Below are 19,582 nucleotides of genomic sequence, written 5' to 3'. Positions count from 1 at the left end.
GGCACTCATTGCCCGGTGACGCGCGCTCGAGGGCAACCTGGCGGCCTGGCTGGATCCACATTGCGGCGCGCCGCCGCTCCGCTGTTCGTCGACTAGTGGTTTCCGGCAACCGGGGCGCTCGGTTGGGGGACGCGGGCGGTCGCGCGGAATGATCGAGGGATGGACGAGGCTGCGCGGCTGCGCGTCGACCTTCTGGGCGGGTTCGCGGTCTCCCGTGGTGGCGAGGCCGTGAGCGTTCCCGGTACGCGGTTGCGGCGCCTGGCCGCCCGGCTGGCGCTGGCCGGCGGTCGGACCGTCGGCGCGGGCGTCCTGGCCGAAGCGATCTGGGGCGCCGAACCCCCGGCCGAGCCCGTGCACGCTCTGCAGACGCTGGTGTGGCGGCTGCGGAAGGTCCTCGGCTCGACCGACGCGGTCACGCAGGTGGCCGACGGGTACCGGCTGGCCGTCCGGGACGTCGACGTCGACGTGCTGCGGTTCGAACAGCAGGCCGCCGCCGGCCGCGAGTCCCTGCACGCCGGCGACCCGCGGGCCGCGGTGGACGCGCTGGGTGCGGCGCTCACGCTGCCCGGGCTCCGTCCCGGTGCCGAGCCGGCGCTGCTGGCCGCGGTGGCCCCGGCGGTGTCGGCCCGGCTGGCCCATGCGTCGGTGGACGCCGTCACCGATCTGGCCGAGGCCGAGATCGCGGTCGGGCACGCCGACGCGGCTGCCGCCCGCCTGACCGCCCTGCTGGCCGGGCAGCCGGTCCACGAGCGGGCGGTCGCGCTGCTCATGGACGCGTTCGCCGCCCAGGGCCGCACGGCCGAGGCCTTGGCCGTGTACGAGCGCTTCCGCGGCACCCTGGCCGAGGCGTTGGGCGCCGACCCCGGTTCCCTGCTGCGTGACCGTCACCTGGGACTGCTCCGCGCGCAGCCGTCCGCCCCGGTGGCGGCCACTCCGGCCGAGCGGCTCGGACCGGGCAACCTGCCGGCGCCGCTGACCAGTTTCATCGGCCGCGACGACGAGCTCGCCCGGATCGCCGCACGCCTGCGGACCGGCCGCCTGATCACCGTGCTCGGTCCCGGTGGCGCCGGCAAGACCCGCCTCGCCGTCGAGGCCGCCCGCCGCCACCAGCGGGACTTCCACGACGGTGCGTGGCTGATCGATCTCGCCTCGATCACCGAACCGGCCAAGATCGGCGCGGCGGTGCTCGCGGGTATCGGATCGCGGTCCGGGAACCTGCTCGACCGCCGTGAGGATCGCGGTGCCGGCGACGTCGACGTCCTCGTCGACCAGCTCGGCGGCCGGGAGATCCTGCTGGTCGTCGACAACTGCGAGCACCTCGCCGATGCCGCCTCCCACCTGCTCACGGCCCTGCTGACCCGCTGCTCCGGGCTGCGGGTGGTGGCGACGAGCCGCGAACCGCTGGCGGTCGACGGAGAGGCCCTGGTGCCGCTGGGTCCGCTCGCGCTGCCGACCGGTGACCTCGACCTGGGCCGGGCCCGGGCGGTGCCGTCGGTGCGCCTGTTCACCGAGCGCGCGGCCGCGGTACGGCCGGGATTCGACGTCGAACCGGCCACCTGGCCGGACATCAGGCGGGTGGTGTGCGACCTGGACGGGATGCCGCTGGCGCTCGAACTGGCCGCCGCGCGGCTGCGTACCCTCTCCCTGCCGGAACTGGCCGACGGGCTGACCGACCGGTTCCGGTTGCTCACCACCGGCAACCGCACCGCGCTGCCCCGGCATCGCTCGCTGAGCGCGGTCATCGCGTGGAGCTGGGACCTGCTGACCCAGGACGAGCGCACGCTGGCCGAGCGGATCTCGGTGCTGCCCGGCGGCGTCACCCGTGCCTCGGCCACGGCGGTGTGCGCCGGCTCGTCGATACCCGCCGGTGCCGTCCCCGACCTGCTCGCGGGCCTCGTCGAGCGGTCATTGCTGCAGCTGGGACCGGCACCGGGCCGTTATCGCATGCTGGACACCATCCGCGAGTACGGCGCCGGACGCCTCGCGGCCGGCGGCGACCTCGCCGCCGTCCGGGACCGGGCCGCCGGCCATTTCACCGAGCTGGTCGCCGGCCAGGACGCGGGCCTGCGCGGCCCCGGTCAGCTGGCGGCCATGGAGGTCATCGGGGCCGAGTACGACAACCTGCAGGCCGCCCTGCGCCACCTCTGCGCGACCGGCGACAGCACCGGCGCGGTCGGGCTGGCTCTGGCGCTGAGCTGGTACTGGCAGATGTCCGGCCGGCGCTCCGACGCCACGTACTGGCTGGGCGAGGCGCTGGCGACGCCGGGCGGGCCGGCCCCCGACCGCGCCCGCGTTGTCCACCTGTTCAGCCAGGCCGGCATCTGGTCACGGCCGCCGAGCGTGCCGGCCGGCGAGGACCACCGGGCGATCCGAGAGCTGAGCGAACGGCTGCTCGCCGGACCGGCGGTGCCGGGCCCGCAAGCCGCGCTGGTTCTGCTGCCGCTGGCCTTCCTCCTCGACGAGAAGGCGGTGACGGAGGTCGTCGACGAGCTGACCGCCGGCGACGACGTATGGCTGTGCGGCTACGCCTACCTGCTACGCGCACAGTTCCTCGAGAACGTCAGCCGGATCGGTCAGATGCGCAGCGACGTGGAGGCGGCCCTGGACTGCTTCCGGCGGGCGGGCGACCGGTGGAGCCAGGCCTGCGCGTTGTCGCTGCGGGCGCAGCTGCGTCTGTACGACGACCTCGACGGCGCACTGGCCGACCTGCGCGAGTCCCGGTCACTGGCTGCGAGGTTCGGATCGCCGACGCTGGGCGACCGGATGAACGTCGACCTGCGGTGGATCGAGCTGCATCTGCGCAGTGGCGACACCGACCGGGCCATCGCGACCATCGAGGCGGCCCGGGCCCGAGCCGCGCGGGTGGCCTCGAGCTGGACGCTGGCCGTGCTCGACGTGCGCGAGGCGGGCATCCGGGTCCGGCGCGGCGAGCTGTCCCGGGCCGCGGAACTGCTCGACACAGTGCCGCCGGGACGCTCCGGCGTGACGGCGCCCCCCGGTGACATGGTGCGCGCGCTGGCCGGATGTGCCCGGGCCGGCCTGTGCCTGCGCCTGGGCGACGGTGCCGGTGCGGCGACGGCGTTGAGCGGGGCCTTCGCGGCGGCCCGGCGGAGCGGGGACCTGCCGCTGCTGTCGGCGGTGACGGTGCACGCGGCGGAGCTGGCCGCCGCGCGCGGACGGCCGGAGGAGTCGGCGGTTCTGCTCGGCGCGGCCGCCGGGCTGCGTGGAACCGACGACGACACCGATCCGCTGATCCGCGAACTCGCCGGTCAGGTGCGGGCCGAGCTGGGCCGGGAGGAGTTCGCGGAGGCGTACGCGGAAGGTCGGGCGCTGGACCGGGACACCGTGAGCCGGCTCGGCGACCCGGGGTCGTAGCCCGCACCTCTCACACGACACGCACACGCCGCTCACCGGGCCCGGCCCGGGGCACGGTCCCGCGCGAGCGCCGCGTGCGTCCCGTGACAGGCGTTGACGCGAGTCTGGATCCGCCGTACGAATGAGGGGATCTGTGTCGTGGATGACGTGCTGATCGTTGGTGGCGGGCCGGTCGGCCTGTTCCTTGCCGGAGAGCTGGCCGGGGCCGGTTGCAGCGTCCAGGTGCTGGAGCGGGAACCGGATCCGGACGCCCCGTCGAAGTCGTTGCCGCTGGGGATGCGGACGCTGTGGGACCTGTCGGCCGAGGTGTTCTACCGCCGGGGATTGCTGGCCGACATCCTTACCGCGTCGGGCTCCGGCGAGAAGGTGGTCCTGCCGCGCACGCTTCACTTCGCGGGCATCCTGGTCGACCCTGACGCCATCGACGTCGGCAGGCTGCCCTTCCAGCTGCCCAGTTCGGCCCCGGAACGCGTCGTCACCAGTCTCGCGGCGGTCGAGTCGGTGCTGGGCGAGCGTGCCGCCAAGCTCGGGGCCACCGTCCGCCGCGGTGTCGAGGTCTCCGGCCTCGAGCCGCACGACGACCACGTCGTGGTCCGGGCCGGCGCGGACGAGTACGTGGCCCGCTGGGTCGTCGGCTGCGACGGCGGGCGCAGCACCGTACGCGTCGCGGCGGGTATCGATTTCGAGGGCACCGATCCGACCTTCACCGGCTACACAACGCACGTCACCATGGACGACCCGCAGAAGGTGCGCTTTGGGTTCCATCTGACGCCCTGGGGCATGTACCTGCGGACCCAATATGAGGGACACGTCGGTATGAACGACTTCGACGGCGGAGCCTTCGACCGCTCCCAGGAGTTGACGCTCGAGCACCTGCAGGAGGTGCTGCGCCGGGTGACCGGCACCGACGTGACGCTGACCGGCGTCCGGGCGGCGTCCACGTTCACCGACCGGGCGCGGCAGGCGACGACGTACCGGCGCGGGCGGGTGTTGCTGGCCGGAGACGCCGCGCACATCCACCCCCCGCTCGGCGGGCAGGGGCTCAACCTCGGCATCGGCGACGCCCTGAACCTCGGCTGGAAGCTGGCCGCGACGATCCACGGGCAGGCGCCGGCCGGACTGCTGGACACGTACACCGAGGAACGGCACCCGATCGCCGCGCAGGTGCTCGACTGGACCCGCGCCCAGGTGGCGATCATGCAGCCGGGCCCGCTCGCGCAGGCGGTTCAGGGGGTGATCCGGGAGCTGATCCGGACCCCGGACGTGGCGACCTACATCTACGACCGGCTCTCCGGGCTGTCCATGCGCTACGACCTCGGCAGTGACCAGCCGCTCGTCGGCCGCAACGCGCCGGCCTTCCGGCTGGCCGACGGCACCTCGCTGGCCGAACTCATGGCGGACGGGAAGGGCGTGATCCTCGATTTCGCCGGTTCCCTGCGGGACGCGGCCACAACCTGGCACGACCGCGTCCGGTACGTCAGCGGCCCGGCCGAGGACGACCTGGGCTTCGACGCCGTGCTGATCCGGCCGGACGGCATCGTCGCGTGGGCCGGCGGTGACGTGCCGTCGTTCACCGAAGCGATGAACCGGTGGTTCACCGCCGGGGTCCGATAGTCAGTGCGGCGCGGATGGGCTGCTCGGCCACGGCGGCCGTGCCGACCACCGGCGGCCCGGGAGTGGTTGCCGTTGCCGGTGCTGGTGCCAACCGAGTTGGACGTGGTTCCGTCGGCGTTGGCGCTGGAGTCGTCCGAGGAGTACGACGCACCGCCCCCGGCCCCGCACCAGCGGCGGCCCCGGTCCACTGTGGACCGGGGCCGCCCCGCATCAGGCCGGCACGGGGTCCGGCGGGGCCAGCGCCGGCGAGGCCGGCGGGCCGAGCCGGGTGGCGAGCGTCGCGACGAGCAGCGCCGCCAGCACGCCGCCCGGCACCGCGGGCAGCCCGTCGGCCCACCCGCCGGTGCCGGTGAGCCCCCATAGCGCGCTGCTGACCACACTGCTGACGACCAGCCCCACCACCAGAACGACGATCGAGGCAGGCAGGGCCGCCACGGCGCCGAGCCCCCACCACAGAGCCGCGCGGCGGCGCGGGCGCGGCAGCGCGAGGCCCAGCACCAGCAGCAGCATCGGGCCGCTGAGGATCACCCCCCAGCCGGTCACGTCGAGGCCCGACCCGCTCGCGACGCCGAGCCCGCCGAGCACCGTCACCGGCACCATCAGGGCCGCCACCGCCACGTATCCGGGCGCCGGGCGGGGCCGGGCGGCGAGTGCGGCGACGACCGCCAGCGCGGCGAATCCGGCCATCGCCGCCGCCTGCGTCCAGCCGACACTGGGCAACAGGTAGGGGTGGTTCTCCACGGGGGTTCCCTGGATGGCGAGCAGCGGCCCGCCCACCGCCGCGGTGACGGCTACCACCCGCAGCCGGCGGCGCGTCACCGCGGGGTCGACCCGGGAACGTCCGGCCCCGGCCAGCAGCCACCCGACGAGCACCACGAGCAGCCCGACGGCCAGCAGCGGACGTGGGTCGACGGCCCGGTGCATTCGGTACACGGCCGCGTCGACGCCCAACAGCGCCGCGATGACCACAACCGCGCCGACGGGGGCGGCCGGGGCCGCGGCGGCGGCGACCAGCAGGGCGAGCGCGGTGACGGCGATGGCGGCCCAGCGCAACTCGTCGGTCCACATGTACAACTCGTTGTCGCCGCCGGGCACGGGTGCGCCGCGCTCCATCACGTGCGCCATGTCGGGGGTGAGCACGCCGAGAGTCCAGGCCCACGCGCCGACCCCGAGCAGCACGAGGAGCAGTGCCGCCGCGCGTACCAAGGCCGGCAGCGCGACGCCCGCGCCGTCGGGCACCACGACCGGCCTCCGGGCGCGGTGCGGCACGGCCCGCCGGGTGCCGTGGCCGAACGCGACCACCACGGCCGACAGGGCCAGCAGCAGCGGCGGCGCGCCCGCGGCGGCGTTGTGCACGTCGGCGCTGATCCGCGGGTCGGCGAACGCGTCGAGCCCGAACAGCACCCGGGGCGCCCAGGCCAGCGCGGAGAAGGGGCTGTCGCCGGCGGCCAGGGTCGGCGGGAGGGTCGCCGCGACGGTGCCCAGGTACACAGCGGCGGTGATCCCCGTCGCGGCGTCGCCGACCGCGAGCCGTTCCCGCCCGGTCGTCACGCGCCGGTCGACTGCGCGCATGGTGCCGGCCACGACGGGCGCCCAGATCAGGAGCGAGAGACCGACGCCGGCGACCACCGGGAGCGGGTCGGTGAAGAGGCCGCTCGACACGGCGCGTAGGGCCGACCAGCAGTGGACCAGCGCACCACCGGCGAGGGCCACCGCGATCGTGCCGCCGGGGCCGAGCCGGGTGCCGTCGGGCCCGCGCGGCGGTGCCAGCCGGCCCACCAGCCACCCCACCGCCAGGCCGGCCGGCAGGGTCAGCCACCCGACGGCGGCGAAGCGAAGCTCGCCCCCGCCGACGGCGCCGAACGGCGCCGCGACCAGCGACACGGCCAGTTGGGCCAGGTAGTAGGCGGACGCGGTGGCGACCACCACCAACGTCACGGCGCGGGCCACGGCGCCGACTCCGGGAACGGTCTCCCGCCAGCCCCGCGGGACGCCGTGCTCGTCCTCCACGGGAGGGGACGCGAGCAGGCTGACGGCGAACCGGAGGGCCCGGACGGCCGAGCGCACTCTCCCGGTCGCCGGGTCGGTGCGCATCGCGGTGACCTCGGCCCACCACTCATGGGCGACCTCGTCGCGCAGGTCGGCCGGCCAGCGGCGGGCGGCCAGGCGCAGCAGGGCGGCGACGAGGGAGTCGACGGTGTTCATGCCGGCTCCGGCCGGGCGACGTCGAGGCCGGTGCCCGGCGACAGCGAACGGTTGAGCCCGGCGATCTCCCGGCGGGCCGCCGCGACGCCGTGCGGGGTGAGCAGGTAGTACCGGCGGGGTGGACGGCCGGCCGCGGCGGCGTCGAGCGCCTCCCACTCGGCGCTGAGCCAGCCGGCCCGCTGGAGCCGCTTGAGAATCGGGTAGAGAGTGCCACTGGGGTGGCCGGTGACCTGCATGAGGTCGAGCCCGTAGCGGGGCTCGACGGGCTCGGTGAGGAACGCGGCGAGCACCTTCGCCACGGGAACCGTGACCCTGATGTCGGATGGCATGTAGCCATTCTACATAGGGTCCCCAATCGGCTGAAAGCGCTGCTCATTGAGCTGATTTCAGCACGGCGCGCCGACAGTCGCCCCCGTGGGCCGATCACCTCGCCGTGCGCCGGTCCCTGCCCGCGCCCGCGCGTTGGATCCCACGACGGGGCAGCCGTCTGTACTCGACCTCGACGTAGGTCATCGCCCAGGAGCCACATGCGGCCCGCCCGGGCCGGGCTCGGCGGTGGAGAAGCGGTCGAGCATTGCGCGGACTTGCGCGGCGTCGGTGTTCGCGCCGAACATTTCCGTTCCGGGTTGCATGCGCACACCCGCGGCGAGCGGCCCGGCGACGACAGGGTCGAAGCCGAGCGCGTCGACGAATGCAGCAACCGCTTCGACGTCCTCGGCGTCGTCTCCGGCGATGGCGATCGCCTTACGTCCGGCCGTTCCCGGGCCTCGGGCTTCGGCCTCAAGGTCGTGGTAACCCATGTGGTTGAACGCTTTGACGACCCGCGCCCCGGGCAGGAACGCCTGCACGATCTCGCTGGAGGAGGTACTCGGGTCGGTCAGGTCCGCACGGATCCCGTCGACCTCCCACCAGTAGTTCATCGCGTCGATGACGAGTTTGCCGCGCAGCGCCTCGGCGGGCACGGTGCGGTACTTGCCCAGCGGGAGGGCCAGGATCACGATGTCGGCCCGTTCGACGGCCTCGACCGCCGTCACCGCGGTGGCGCCAGGGGCAAGGACGCCGACGATGAGGGCGATCTTCGACGGGTCGCCCGAGCCGGCCACCAGGACGTCATAGCCGGCGGCGACGCCTAGTCGTGCCAGGACGGTGCCGACCTTGCCGCCGCCGAGGATGCCGACGGTTCGCATCGCTCAGCTCGCCATCATGTCGCGCACCATGGGTGCCACCTTGGAGCCGAACAGTTCTACGGCGCGGGTGCGGGCGTCGGCCCGCTGCGGTCCGGCGGTGTAGATGAGGTCGAAGCGGCCGACGTCGAGCGTCTTCGCCGCAGCGGCGATCTTGCGTGCCACGGTCGTCGGTGAACCGACGTACAGGGAGCCTTCGGCGACCTCTGCCTCGTAGCTCGCCCGGCGCATCGGGGGCCATCCGCGCAGAGCACCGATCCGGTCCATCTGGATCTTGTACGCCGGGTAGTGCAGTTCCTTCGCCTCTTCGTCGGTGTCGGCGATGAAACCGGGCGAGTGCATGCCGACCGGCAGCGCGGTGGTCCCGAGTTGGTCGGCGGCGCGCCGGTAGAGGTCCACGTACGGGGCGAACCGCGCGGGGTCGCCGCCGATGATGGCCAGCATGAGCGGCAGTCCGTGGCGGGCGGTTCGCACGACCGACTGCGGGGAGCCGCCAACGCCGACCCAGGCGGGCAGCCGCCCGGACTCGGTCTTCGGGAACACGTCGGCCCCGTGCAGCGCGGCCCGGGTGGTGCCCTCCCAGGTGACCGGCCCTTCGTCGAGCAGTTGGACGAACAGCTCGAGTTTCTCCTCGAAGAGGGTGTCGTAGTCGCTCAGGTCGTAGCCGAACAGCGGGAACGATTCGGTGAACGATCCGCGGCCCAGGATCACTTCGGCACGGCCGTTGGACAGCGCGTCGACGGTCGCGAAGCGCTGGAAGACGCGCACCGGATCGTCGGAGCTGAGCACGGTGACGCCGGAGGCGAGTTTGATGCGGCTGGTGCGGGTGGCGATCCCGGCCAGCACGGTCTCCGGGGTGGAGATCGAATACTCCGGGCGGTGGTGCTCACCGAGCGCGATCACGTCAACGCCCAGTTCGTCGGCGAGGACCGCCTCGTCGAGAACCTGGCGGATCGCCCCGGCGTGCGACAGGGGCGTACCGCCGTCGTCGACCGGCACGTCGCCGAAGGTGTCGAGGCCCAGAAGCAGGTCGGTCATCGTGCTGCCTTCCGTGAACGTTGACGGGTCAACTATGAACCATATGATTGACATGTCAAACACTGGAGGGTGGGCGGTTATGCCGAGATCCCGAAAGCTGCCGACCCGCGACGAGCTACGGGCCTGGCGTGAGTTCATCGAGACCACCGAACTGCTGCGCGCCGTGCTCGCCAGCCGCCTGCACCACGACGCCGGTCTGTCCTTCGGCGACTACGCCGTACTGCTCGCACTGAGCGAGGCCGAGGACACCAGGCTCCGCCCCACTGAACTCGCCGAACAGATCGGCTGGGAACGCAGCCGCCTGTCGCACCATCTCGGACGCATGCAACGACGCCACCTGGTCCGCCGCGACGAGTGCGCGACCGACAGCCGGGGCGCCGAGATCGTCCTGGAACCGGCCGGCCGCGACGCCTTCCAGGCTGCGACCGTCCCACACCTGAGCGCCGTGAAAGAGGTCTTCGTCGACGCCCTCACGCCGCATCAAATCGCCGCGGCCGCCGAAATCGCCGCCGCCCTACGCAACCGGCTCACGCGGACCGACTGACGACCCGCGACCCGACCACCACACCGCATGGACACGGTCGCGGTGCGGCCTCGGCGCGAGCCGGACCACGGCTGCCGATGTACCCGTCGCGAATGCTGCAGACGGATCCGGTCAAGGGAACGCGGCGATCACCCCTGACGCCTTGGACTCAGTGCGCATCCGATCTGCTGCGTCAGGTCGTATCGCGCAGGTATTCCGCCACCCGCTGGTGCTTCTTGTCCCGTGCCTTGGCGGCCTTCTCGGCCGGAGTCTCCTGGGCGATGTCCGTCTTCGCCGAGCGGACCACCTCGTCCTTGTTGCGGTAGTCGACAGGCGGCATGCCGCGCAACGCCTTGAGCACCTCGTTCGGCGCGCCCTCGCGCTCGGCCTCCTGGACGATCTCGTCCCTGGTCGCCGGATAGTCCAGCCCGTCGAGGTACCGCAGTACTTCGTCAACAGTGGTCATGACGCGCAGCTACCCAGCGACGGTGGCCCCGAACATGCGGCACCCGCCACGGTCGACGACGGGCTTCCTCGGACACGGTGCGCAGCGCGTCCACCATGCCACGCCGGTGCGCCTGCGAGCCCGAACAGCTCGGTCCTCGACCGCGGCATCGCGGCGTCGAGGTCGAACGTGCTGCCGACGCCGTGGCGTGAGCAATGTCTACTGCCGGAACGCCAGCGACCACCACGGCTCGGGCTCGGCGGCGGCGTCCGCAGTAGTCAGTTGCCGCCGCAGTTCCGCCGCCCGTTCGGCGCGGGCCCGCGCACCCGGCAGCGGCACGTCCACCGCTATGGCGCCCTCGGGCGGGAACGCGGCGCGCCCAGAGTGCCCAGCACGTCGTCGAAGCGGTCCAGCGGAAAGTGGACGAGCCCATCGGTGCCCCAGCGGGCAAGGAGTTCATCGTGGGTGACCGTGATGGTCGCGTTCCCTCAGGTACGCAGGCCCAAGTCACCGAGGAGGTCGTACCACTCGCCGGGCTCGGGGGCCAGCTCCAGGTAGCGCTCGGTAAACACAATGTCGGTGAACAAGGTGGCCACGTCGGGAGCCAGCTCTTCGAAGCGGTCGCTTTCGTACCACGCGACGCCGGTGTCGGGAACCACCACAGCGCGCCGGTGTCGCGGTTCTGCACCACGGGTTCGTAGTTGCGCGCCCACCGTCAGCCACCGGGACGGTTCATCGACAAACTCGGCGACGTCCCGGTACACCGACTGCGCCTTCTCCAGCCCGGATACCTTGATCATGGTGAGGACACCAGCGGTGGCGCCGTTCGTCACCTCGAACGCGGCGCGGAGCCCCGCTGGCAGGTCGGCGGGAATCTGCTGCGGCGGCAGTCCCGGCGGGAAGTCCGCGAAAAGGAACCCGTCCGCGCGCCGGTCGAGCTCGGCGCGCAGGAACGCGACCAGTTCGGGAAACTCCATCGCGCACTCCACGTATCTGCTCAGTATCGGGGTGCGATTCCCTTCAGCGGCCGAGGCCGATTCACGTCGGGAGCGCCCGCGCCGACCGTTACCATTTCGTTACCTGAATTCACGAACTGACCCCGGTGGCGGAGCATCACACATGTCGACCAACAAAGAAGCAACGCTGAGGAGAAACCCATGCGCAGGACCTGGTTGACCGGTGCGGCGAGCTGCCTTCTGCTGCTCACCGCCTGCTCGTCGGTGGCGCACGAGTCGGGCCGGGCGGCCCCGGCCGGTGCCTCGCCGGCGGCCAGCACCCCGGTCAGCGCCTCACCCGGCGCTCCCACTACGAGCGGCAGTTCCCAGCCCGGTTCCAACGCATCCATCGGCGGCGGGAATGCGGGGAACGGCGCGGAAATCGTGCCGATGCCGGCTTCCGGCGGCCATTTCCAGTCGCCGTCGAAAAATATCGTCTGCGAGGTGTACTACCAGTTCCAAGGCTTGACCCACGCACACTGCCAGACGGAGAAGCCCGCCGGTTCGGTGTCCATGGATGCCACCGGCGCGTACCAGGTTTGCAACGGTGATCAGTGCCTCGGAAACTCGGGCGAGAGCACGGTCACCCTCGAATACGGCAAGGCGGTCGCCGTCGGCCCGTTCCGCTGCGACTCGGCCAGCACGGGCGTCACCTGCGTCGTCGCCGGGGGTAAGGGCTTTCGCATCTCGAATGCCGGTATCACGTCTGCGACGTAGTCCACGAACGACTAGGGCTGTATATGCACGGCCGGCGCGGCGGCCTGCGGCGCCAACGAATCGGCGATGCGCAGGCTGCCCAGGACCGCATCGGTGCGGTCCTTAGCATCGACCTGGCGTAGCTGCACGTATACGCCGAACCCGCGCTGCGCCGGCTCGAACGTCACCTCGTCGAACGCGGTTGCCGTGCCGCCGCAGCGGACCCAACGACGGACCCGCGCCGGCACTCCGGCCACCGTCACGGTGCGGTCCGGCTCCCTGGCGCACTCCGGATGCTCGGGCAGGGTGGGGGCCACTGTGCCACCGGCCAGCGAGCGACTCGCCCCGACGAACACGCCCGGCACCGCACTACGCGGGTCGGACCAGGCCGACAGGCGGGACGACACAACAAGTCCCGGCGCATGGCCGGCAGGCAGACCGATCACCGCGGGATCCCACCCGGCGTCTCGTAGCTGGCCGGCCCAAGCGGCCGGTACCGCGACGGACAGGCCACCCGTCGCATCACTGACCCGCACCGTCGTGCCGTGGTTCTGCCAGAACACGACTCCACCCCCGGCGGTCCCCGCCAGCACCAAGCCGGCCGCCACGGCCATCACCCAGGCACGGCGCGACCGGCGGCGCGGAGACGGCGAATCGGATTCCTTCAGCGCACGCAGCGCTTCGGCGAGCGCCGCCGCCGACGGCCAGCGGCTGTCCGGATCGGCCTGCCCGGCCCGTACGACGACGTTGTCGACGGCGGCCGGGATGCCGGGCCGGAAGCGGGAGGGCCGCTGCGGCCGGCCGTTGCCGGTCCGTGCCGGCGGAACCTCTCCGGTCAGCATGTGGAACAGGATCGCGCCGATCGCGTACACGTCTGAGCGCTCATCCAGGGCGCCACCCAACTGGGCCTGCTCGGGCGACATGTAGGCCGGTGTGCCGGCCACCACGGTGAAGCCCGACGCGTGTGCAAGCGACTTCGCGAGCCCCAGATCGGTAACCACGACGCGGTCCTCGCCCGCGACCCGGTCGAACAGGACGTTGGACGGCTTGAGGTCGCGGTGCAGCACGCCGATCCGGTGCAGGTCGGCGACCGCCTCGGCGATCTCGGCGCCGACCGCCAACGCCTGCTGCACCGGCAGCGGCCCGTCGGCCAGCCGGTCGGCAAGAGTGCCGCCGGGGGCGTACGGCATGACCAGGTACGGACGCCCGTCCGGTAGCTCGTCGATATCGAGGATCCTGGCTATCCGCGGCGAATCGGCCCGGCGCATGATGCGGGCCTCCTGCATGAACCGCGCACGGACGTCCGGATGGTGCGCCCAGTTGTCGGCGAGCACCTTGATCGCCACCTGCGCGTCCAAGGTGTCATCAGCGCCGAGCCAGACGGTCGCGAACGCGCCGGTGCCGACCCGCTGTACGATGCGGTACCGGCCGATCTGCTCGGGATGTGGCACGGTCGCCATTATCAACGTTCGAAAGGTCCCCGGACCGGAGGGTGCGGTGACCTGGTGCCATACGATCCGACCTTCGCGGGCGACGAAGCCAGCATCGACGACGTGGCGCGGCACGCCGCGGCGGGCGACCGAGCCGCCCTGGACGTCCTGCTTCGCCGAATCCGTCCCCAGGTGTTGCATCGCTGCCTGCGCCTGCTGCCCTGCCTGCAGGACGCAGAGGAAGCGTGCCAGGACACCCTGCTACAGGTCGCGACCCAGATCCACACCTTCGGCGGCCGGTCGAAGTTCACGACGTGGCTGTACGTGGTCGTCGCCAACTGCGCCCGACAGACGTACCGGTCGTTGAAGCGGCGATCGATGGAGCAACCCGGCCATCCCCCGCAGATCGATATCGCCGACCCGCGCACCACCAGCGTGATCGTGGGCTCACGGTTGGACTTCATGGAGGCACTGGAAGAGTTGAGCGCCGAACGACCTGAACTGGTCACCCCGCTCCTCCTGCGCGATGTGTGCCAGCTCGACTACGAGGAAATCGCGCACCACCTCGGCATCCCGAACGGCACGCTGAAATCGCGTATCCACGCCGCCCGCCAGCGCGTGCGGGCATCGCTCCACTCGACCTGACGGTGCCATAGCCGACCGGCCGCCTGGAACGCCCTCGCGGAAGCACTGGTGACCGACTTCCGAGCAGAGTTGAACCTTGCCCGTCGCAGCTTTCCTGGATGATCGCGCCGTCGTCGACGACGGTGACCCGTCCTTCGGGGCGCAGCACCGGGATCGTCGGGCGTCCAGTCTCGGCATACCAAACGTGTTCGGCCTCTTCGGCAAGGTCGCCCAGCGGTCTACGGACCCGGCGACAACACCGTCACAGGCCTTCCCGACCCGCGCCCCCGTCGCCTTCCCGATCTTCGCGTGAACGCTCCGCGACCGCCCTTCGGGTGTCCGCGAGATGCGATTCACGTGGTCCGACGGCCTGCTCCGCCGACATCGCCGCGCCCCGGGCGTACTCGGAGTCGAAGCGGGTCTCGCCCAGCGCCGCGACGGCGGCGTTGCGCACGTGGGACAGTTCGAGCGCGTCGTCGGGGTCCGGAACCTGTCCCATGGCGTTGAAAGCGCGCGCCGTGAAACCCACCATTCGAGCGGCCCGCGGATGGTCGTGCTCGGCCGAGGCCAACGCGGCGGCGGCCACACCCAGATACGGAACGAACGACCGGTATCCCTCCCGGAACACTCGCGCCCGACTGTCCGCGAACAGTTCCCGTGCCCGGTCAATATTTCCCAGATGTAGTTCCATGAACGCGAGGTTGTGGTACTCGGCGTTGACCGTCTCCCGCTGTCCCAGCGTCTCGTTCAGCGCGATGCTGGCGAGATACAGATCGCGAGCGCGGGCGTAATCACCACTAAGCCGGGCCACGGCCGCGAGCACGTGACGCGGTCGCTCTTCCAGCCGCCGGTCCCCGGCACGCGTCGCGACCGCCAGCGCCGCCGTCGCCAGTTCCTGCGCGCGAAGCAGCTCACCGCCGCGGATGGCGACGCGGGCCAGTGCATAGAGCGCCTCGACCTCACCGGCCGGATCACCGGCGGCGCGGGCCCGTCGCACCTCCGCGTTCGCCGACCGGGACACGCCTTCGTTGTCGCCGCGTCGAAACGCCGCACGCACGTCGTTCGCGAAACTCATTGATCCTCCCTGAACTCGCGGCCACGCGACGAGGACGCCGATATGTGCGCGTGCGGCCCCGGGCGAAGTGGTTGGGGGGTTTCTGGCCGGGCCGGGACAGCATTACTGCCCAGCTCAGGCATCATGACCGAGAGTGTTGGCCCGCTGTGGCACCGTCCGCCAAGAGCTCGTCGCCGGTCCTCGGCGGGCTGTCCGGGCGGCGGAGAATGCGGCGTCGATCGTCGTGCCGCCCGCGTTCCGCAGCACGCCGTTGTACATCATGAGCGGAGCGCCACTGTGGTGGTACGTGATGCCGTGGGCGTCATCGCTGAGTCGATGGAAACCACGCCGATACGAACGGAACTTTGCCAGGAGAGCGTCGTCCACCGGCCAGATCCTTCCGCAGGTGCGCGGGGGCGCCGCGGCCGAGCCACCGATCACTGCACTTTTCGCCAGTGTTTCGTGCCCGAGCCGCAAATCCGAGTCGACGTGCCGGCATCCGCCGGCGAGCCGGAGAAGCCCGCATGGCGGGGCGGCAGCGCGGCGCTCGGTTGCGGGGCCGCGGCCTTCGACGAGCTGGCGGACCCGTTCCCGCAGCCGGTTATTGATGCGGGCCAGCGTCGACACCCACTCCCTGCACGGCACACGGAGACGGTCGGCAGCGACAGATGCAGGTCTTCGAGAGCTACACGTGATCGGTTATCTCGCCGTCCTGGTCGTGCACACGGAACTCACCGATCCGGATCCGCCATCGGGCCCCGTCGATGAGGTGCCGCCTGTCCATTTCGGCGGCCGGCCTCTGCCCGACTGCGCAGGCAGTAGCGGGGCGAGGGTCGCCCATTGCGCGTCGGTCAGGACGGACCTCCGGTGCTGGACCGGCGATGACGGGACGGAGCTATCGGGTGATCGATGTTGCGGTGAACGTGCTCGGCGCCCGCGAGTTGGAGGTGCTGCGGCTGCTCGCCGACGGTCACGGCTACCGCGGTACTGCCAGGCCGTTGCGGCTCAGCTACGAAGGGCGGAGAGGTGGACCCGAACCTGGTCAGCCTCGGGCAGTCCGAGGTCGGTGTAAAGGGCGAGGGCGTGCTGGTAGTGCTCGCGGGCGGGGGCGCGGTTGCCGAGGGTGTGGTGGGCGTGGCCGAGTCCGGTGTGGGCACGGGCCTGCTGCTCGCGGTCGCTGGTGTCGACGGCGATGGTGTGGGCGGCGGTGTGGTGAGTGATGGCGGCGGTGTGGCGGCCGGCGGTGTAGGCGGCTTCGCCGAGGCCGTTGAGCGCCCAGGCTTCGCCGTACCGATTCCCGGTGTCGCGGAAGCGGGTCAGGGCCTGCTGGTGGTGTTCGGTGGCCCGGTCGGGCTGGCCGAGGCGGGTGAAGAGAATGCCGAGGCTGTCCAGCGCCCAGGCTTCGCCCGTGTGGTTGCCGAGTTGGCGCTGCAGGGTCAGGGCCTGCCGCAGGTGTTTGCCGGCCGGCTCGTACCGGCCCGACCGTACTTCGACCTCGCCGAGGCTGATCAGCATGCCGGCTTCGCCGGCCCGGTCATCGGCCTGCCGGAACAGGGCCAGGGCCTGCTCGTAGTACTCGACGGCCGACCGGTGGCGGCCCAGCCGCCCCTCGACGTAGCCGAGGTTGTTCAGCGCACTGGCTTCGCCGGTCCGGTCGCCGATCTGCCGGAACAGGGCCACGGCCTGCGTGTATTGGCCGGTGGCCGTACCGTAGTGACCCAGCTGCACCGTGGCGAGGCCGAGGTTGTTCATGATGCGGGCCTGGCCGGCTGCGTCGCCGGCCTGCCGGAACAGGTCCAGGGCCTGCTGATAGTGCTCGACGGCCGGCCTGTATCGGCCCTGCCGATAGTGGGCGGCGCCGAGATCGGTCAGGGCGTGGGCTTGTCCGGTCGGATCGCCGTTGTGGCGTGCGGCGTGGTGGGCGTGACTGTGCACGGTCACGGCGTCCGCGTGGTGGCCGCCTTCGAGGTATCGGTGCAGCGTGCGGGCGAGTCGGGTGGTGTGGGTGGGCCATCCGTTGACAGCGGTGTGGACGGCGACCGCAATCAGGGTGGGCCGTTCGGTGTCCAACCATTTCCGGGCTGTGTCCGGGGCGGTGAGATCCGGGGCGGCGGTGCGGGCCGGCGGGATCGCGGGCCGGCGGTGGGCTTCGCCGGGGTGCAGAGCGTTCATGGCGGTGCCGGCGGTGGCGAGGTAGTGGTCGAACAGGCGGGTCAGTGCGGCGCGGCGCTCGGGTGGGCGATCCTCGTCGGTGGCCCGGATGGCGGCGTAGGCGTGGACCAGGTCGTGGAAGGTGTACCGGCCGGGTGTGCTCTGCTGCAGGAGGTGGTCGCGGTTCAAGTGGCGCAGATGCTCCTGGGCGGTGGGCAGGTCGGTGTCGGCGAGGGCCGCGGCGGCATAGGCGTCGAAGTCCTGCCCGGGATGCAGTGCCGCCAGTCGGAGCAGTCGTCGCCGCTGCGTGGGCAGATGCCGGTAGGACAGATTCACCGCGAGTTCGACGCCGGTGTCCAGGCGTCGGTCGTGATGGCGTTCGTCGAGCCGGTCGGCGTGGTCGGTCAGCGTCCAGCCGGGTGTGTTGCGGATGTGCCCGGCGATCAGGCTCAGGGCCAGGGGCAGGTAGCCGCAGCGCTGGGCGATCCGGGCCGCGGCGTGCGGATCTTGACCGACGGGAACGTCGCTTACGGCCTGAGCCAGGAAGGCCAGGGCCTCGGCGGGGGTGAACACGTCTACGGACAGGTGAGTGGCCGGGTGCAGGTCGGCCAGGCTGCGCCGGCTGGTGACCAGGGTCAGACAGCCCGGTGTGGCCGGCAGCAGCGGGCGGACCTGCTCGACAGTGGCGGCGTTGTCCAGCACCACCAAGGCGCGGATGCCAGCGAGACGGTCGCGGTAGGCGGCGGCACGCGCGTCGAGGGTGTGCGGTATCTGCTGGCCGGGCATCCCGAGCAGGCGCAGGAACCCTTCCAGAACCGCAGCCGGGTCGGCCGGCGGTTGGGTCGGGTCGGGATCGAAGCCGCGCAGGTTGACGAACAACACCCGCTCGAACGGTTGCTCCCGGTGGAGCAGGTGTCCGGCGTGCACGGCGAGTTGGGTCTTGCCGACCCCGGCCATCCCCTCGATCGCCGAGATCACCACCGCCTCTCCGCCGTGTGCCGCGTGGCGGAGCCGGTCGAGTTCGCGGGCGCGTCCGGTGAAACCGGCCAAATCCTGCGGCAGGCTGTCCTGGACCCGGACCCGGGACACTGCCGCGATCTCCCCGCCGATTACCCGCAACGCCTGACGCCACGCCGTCACGTACCCGACGTCGGGGTGCAGCGCGTGAACCACCGCGATCACCAGGTCGGTGTTGAGGCGACGCCGGTTCGGCTGGAAGCAGTAGGCGACGGTGGATTTGCTCACCAGTTCGCCGGCCGGCCGCCCGGCCGCCGTCCACGACTCGTTGACCCGATCCTTGATCGTCTCGTAGGACGGGTCACCGGCCCAGATCTTCAGGAAGCGCAGCAGCTCAGTGAGCTGGTCCAGATCTCCTGCCTGAGCCGGATCCGGCAGCCCATGAACGCTGTGCCCGTCGTGCTCACCGGATCCCCCGACGTTCAACATCGGGTCGGACACTAGCGGGCCATCACCGCGGCCGGAGGTCGCCCATCAGACAGTTGCCGGTATGGATCTCAAAGCTTCGTGCGCGGCCCTGCCGGTTCAGACCCAGCACCATCAGCGTGGCCCGACACGCGGGCAACGCCGTGCACGACGTCGCCCGGCCGACCCTCTCGGGCGAGGCCGGGCGCTCACTCGTCGATACAGGTCAGCTGTCGAAGTAGAGCGTGGCTCCCGCGCAGCCATATGGGCAGTGGAGTTCGGCCCGGTAGTTCCCGGACTGACCGATGATCAGCCAGACGACGTGCTCGGCGCTGCGGTACCGGTAGTCGCGGAGAACCTCAGCGCCGGTGTCCACATTGCGGATGATGAGGAATGAGCTGGGCGGATCCGCCTCGTCCCCGGGCGGGTTGGGCGTGCCCGGCGAGTAGATGTTCAGCGTGGCGGCGTGCGGATTGGCGCCGGCGGCGAGCCACATGGACCCGGTGCTACATCCCCATTTGTTGCTCGGCGCCACCGAGCACGACCGCTGGGCCGCCGCGGCGGCGCCGGCCGGTTGCCCTACCAGCATGATGCCGGCGAGCGCGGTCACGGCCACCATGACCCGCATGAGCTTGCTCAAGACACTCTCCCCTCTCGATGTCCTACGACGATCGTGTGGGCAACGTGGGGAGCCGCGGCGAATTCCGAACGATTTAGGATGCGCGACAACCGGTGAAGGATAGTGACCGCCAGGTGGCATCGGCGAGCTTCATCGGGACAGTGTCCCTGCGCGGGACCGCCGGAGCGGGATGCACCCACCCCGGCG

Annotated in this window: 17 protein-coding genes and 1 pseudogene; 5 read left to right on the top strand and 13 right to left on the bottom strand. The window is 71.7% G+C overall.

The genetic code is table 11. The features are described 5' to 3' along the window. Positions 1-159: 159 nt before the first annotated feature. Entirely contained in the window at positions 160-3,375 is a 3,216-nt protein-coding gene (locus Val02_RS36315; protein WP_203903835.1) for an ATP-binding protein, read from the top strand. 138 nt (positions 3,376-3,513) lie between these two features. Further along, the gene (locus Val02_RS36310) at positions 3,514-4,989 is read left to right on the top strand and encodes an FAD-dependent monooxygenase (RefSeq protein WP_203903834.1); all 1,476 of its coding nucleotides are present in this window, start codon (positions 3,514-3,516) and stop codon (positions 4,987-4,989) included. A gap of 210 nt (positions 4,990-5,199) precedes the next feature. On the opposite strand, the gene Val02_RS36305 is transcribed toward Val02_RS36310, so the two are convergent. From Val02_RS36305 to Val02_RS36290, 4 genes are all read right to left on the bottom strand, one after another. Then, entirely contained in the window at positions 5,200-7,194 is a 1,995-nt protein-coding gene (locus Val02_RS36305; RefSeq protein WP_203903833.1) for a hypothetical protein, read from the bottom strand. Continuing rightward, positions 7,191-7,523 (bottom strand): PadR family transcriptional regulator, encoded by a 333-nt coding sequence (locus Val02_RS36300; RefSeq protein WP_203903832.1) that lies wholly within the window; start codon positions 7,521-7,523, stop codon positions 7,191-7,193. Before Val02_RS36300 ends, Val02_RS36305 begins: the two co-directional genes overlap by 4 nt. 180 nt (positions 7,524-7,703) lie before the next feature. Continuing rightward, positions 7,704-8,381 carry an NADPH-dependent F420 reductase gene (locus Val02_RS36295; protein ID WP_203903831.1) on the bottom strand — a complete coding sequence of 226 codons (678 nt, stop codon included), beginning with the start codon at positions 8,379-8,381 and terminating at the stop codon, positions 7,704-7,706. A 3-nt stretch (positions 8,382-8,384) separates the two neighbouring features. Beyond that, on the bottom strand, positions 8,385-9,416 hold the full coding sequence (locus tag Val02_RS36290) for an LLM class flavin-dependent oxidoreductase (protein WP_203903830.1): 1,032 nt from the start codon (positions 9,414-9,416) through the stop codon (positions 8,385-8,387). 79 nt (positions 9,417-9,495) lie between these two features. Between Val02_RS36290 and Val02_RS36285 the strand changes: the two genes are divergently transcribed. Continuing rightward, the gene (locus Val02_RS36285; protein WP_239153606.1) at positions 9,496-9,960 is read left to right on the top strand and encodes a MarR family winged helix-turn-helix transcriptional regulator; all 465 of its coding nucleotides are present in this window, start codon (positions 9,496-9,498) and stop codon (positions 9,958-9,960) included. A 172-nt stretch (positions 9,961-10,132) separates the two neighbouring features. Here the strand turns inward: Val02_RS36285 and Val02_RS36280 are convergent, their stop codons facing one another. The 3 genes from Val02_RS36280 to Val02_RS36270 form a co-directional block, all read right to left on the bottom strand. Further along, positions 10,133-10,405, bottom strand: a complete 273-nt coding sequence (locus Val02_RS36280; RefSeq protein ID WP_203903829.1) for a DUF2795 domain-containing protein — start codon at positions 10,403-10,405, stop codon at positions 10,133-10,135. 198 nt (positions 10,406-10,603) lie between these two features. Then, on the bottom strand, positions 10,604-10,729 hold the full coding sequence (locus Val02_RS48355) for a hypothetical protein (protein WP_275415643.1): 126 nt from the start codon (positions 10,727-10,729) through the stop codon (positions 10,604-10,606). Positions 10,730-10,872: 143 nt separating this feature from the next. Next, the gene (locus tag Val02_RS36270; protein WP_203903828.1) at positions 10,873-11,361 is read right to left on the bottom strand and encodes a hypothetical protein; all 489 of its coding nucleotides are present in this window, start codon (positions 11,359-11,361) and stop codon (positions 10,873-10,875) included. Between the two features lie 180 nt (positions 11,362-11,541). Between Val02_RS36270 and Val02_RS36265 the strand changes: the two genes are divergently transcribed. Continuing rightward, positions 11,542-12,096, top strand: a complete 555-nt coding sequence (locus Val02_RS36265) for a hypothetical protein (protein WP_203903827.1) — start codon at positions 11,542-11,544, stop codon at positions 12,094-12,096. An 11-nt stretch (positions 12,097-12,107) separates the two neighbouring features. Here the strand turns inward: Val02_RS36265 and Val02_RS36260 are convergent, their stop codons facing one another. Continuing rightward, positions 12,108-13,526: a serine/threonine-protein kinase gene (locus tag Val02_RS36260; RefSeq protein ID WP_203903826.1), complete on the bottom strand. Its 1,419-nt coding sequence runs from the start codon at positions 13,524-13,526 to the stop codon at positions 12,108-12,110. A gap of 54 nt (positions 13,527-13,580) precedes the next feature. Here Val02_RS36260 and Val02_RS36255 point away from each other — a divergent pair, with 54 nt between their 5' ends. Beyond that, positions 13,581-14,150, top strand: a complete 570-nt coding sequence (locus Val02_RS36255) for an RNA polymerase sigma factor (protein WP_239153605.1) — start codon at positions 13,581-13,583, stop codon at positions 14,148-14,150. Positions 14,151-14,391: 241 nt separating this feature from the next. Here the strand turns inward: Val02_RS36255 and Val02_RS36250 are convergent, their stop codons facing one another. From Val02_RS36250 to Val02_RS36235, 5 genes and pseudogenes are all read right to left on the bottom strand, one after another. After that, complete coding sequence (locus tag Val02_RS36250) at positions 14,392-15,204, bottom strand: tetratricopeptide repeat protein (RefSeq protein WP_203903824.1); 813 nt, start codon at positions 15,202-15,204, stop codon at positions 14,392-14,394. Between the two features lie 114 nt (positions 15,205-15,318). Next, the gene (locus tag Val02_RS36245) at positions 15,319-15,810 is read right to left on the bottom strand and encodes a hypothetical protein (RefSeq protein ID WP_203903823.1); all 492 of its coding nucleotides are present in this window, start codon (positions 15,808-15,810) and stop codon (positions 15,319-15,321) included. Positions 15,811-15,916: 106 nt separating this feature from the next. Further along, a pseudogene (locus tag Val02_RS47795) lies at positions 15,917-16,038 on the bottom strand (transposase); the annotation flags it as partial. Positions 16,039-16,188: 150 nt separating this feature from the next. Then, positions 16,189-18,780, bottom strand: coding sequence for a tetratricopeptide repeat protein (locus Val02_RS36240; protein WP_203903822.1), 2,592 nt, complete (start codon positions 18,778-18,780; stop codon positions 16,189-16,191). A gap of 202 nt (positions 18,781-18,982) precedes the next feature. Beyond that, the gene (locus Val02_RS36235; RefSeq protein WP_203903821.1) at positions 18,983-19,396 is read right to left on the bottom strand and encodes a hypothetical protein; all 414 of its coding nucleotides are present in this window, start codon (positions 19,394-19,396) and stop codon (positions 18,983-18,985) included. Between the last annotated feature and the right edge of the window lie 186 nt (positions 19,397-19,582).

Origin of the sequence: Virgisporangium aliadipatigenens, assembly GCF_016863615.1 — a bacterium.
GTDB lineage: Bacteria > Actinomycetota > Actinomycetes > Mycobacteriales > Micromonosporaceae > Virgisporangium > Virgisporangium aliadipatigenens.
The sequence above is the reverse complement of the archived record's forward strand: the minus strand, read 5'-3'. Positions and strand labels throughout refer to the sequence as shown.

Coding starts and splice junctions, on each gene's coding strand:
- Val02_RS36300 (WP_203903832.1), bottom strand. CDS start 7,523: ATGCCATCCGACATCAGGGTCACGGTTCCCGTGGCGAAGGTGCTCGCC.
- Val02_RS36270 (WP_203903828.1), bottom strand. CDS start 11,361: ATGGAGTTTCCCGAACTGGTCGCGTTCCTGCGCGCCGAGCTCGACCGG.
- Val02_RS36290 (WP_203903830.1), bottom strand. CDS start 9,416: ATGACCGACCTGCTTCTGGGCCTCGACACCTTCGGCGACGTGCCGGTC.
- Val02_RS36265 (WP_203903827.1), top strand. CDS start 11,542: ATGCGCAGGACCTGGTTGACCGGTGCGGCGAGCTGCCTTCTGCTGCTC.
- Val02_RS36250 (WP_203903824.1), bottom strand. CDS start 15,204: ATGAGTTTCGCGAACGACGTGCGTGCGGCGTTTCGACGCGGCGACAAC.
- Val02_RS36295 (WP_203903831.1), bottom strand. CDS start 8,381: ATGCGAACCGTCGGCATCCTCGGCGGCGGCAAGGTCGGCACCGTCCTG.
- Val02_RS36315 (WP_203903835.1), top strand. CDS start 160: ATGGACGAGGCTGCGCGGCTGCGCGTCGACCTTCTGGGCGGGTTCGCG.
- Val02_RS36280 (WP_203903829.1), bottom strand. CDS start 10,405: ATGACCACTGTTGACGAAGTACTGCGGTACCTCGACGGGCTGGACTAT.
- Val02_RS36305 (WP_203903833.1), bottom strand. CDS start 7,194: ATGAACACCGTCGACTCCCTCGTCGCCGCCCTGCTGCGCCTGGCCGCC.
- Val02_RS36240 (WP_203903822.1), bottom strand. CDS start 18,780: ATGTTGAACGTCGGGGGATCCGGTGAGCACGACGGGCACAGCGTTCAT.
- Val02_RS36285 (WP_239153606.1), top strand. CDS start 9,496: ATGCCGAGATCCCGAAAGCTGCCGACCCGCGACGAGCTACGGGCCTGG.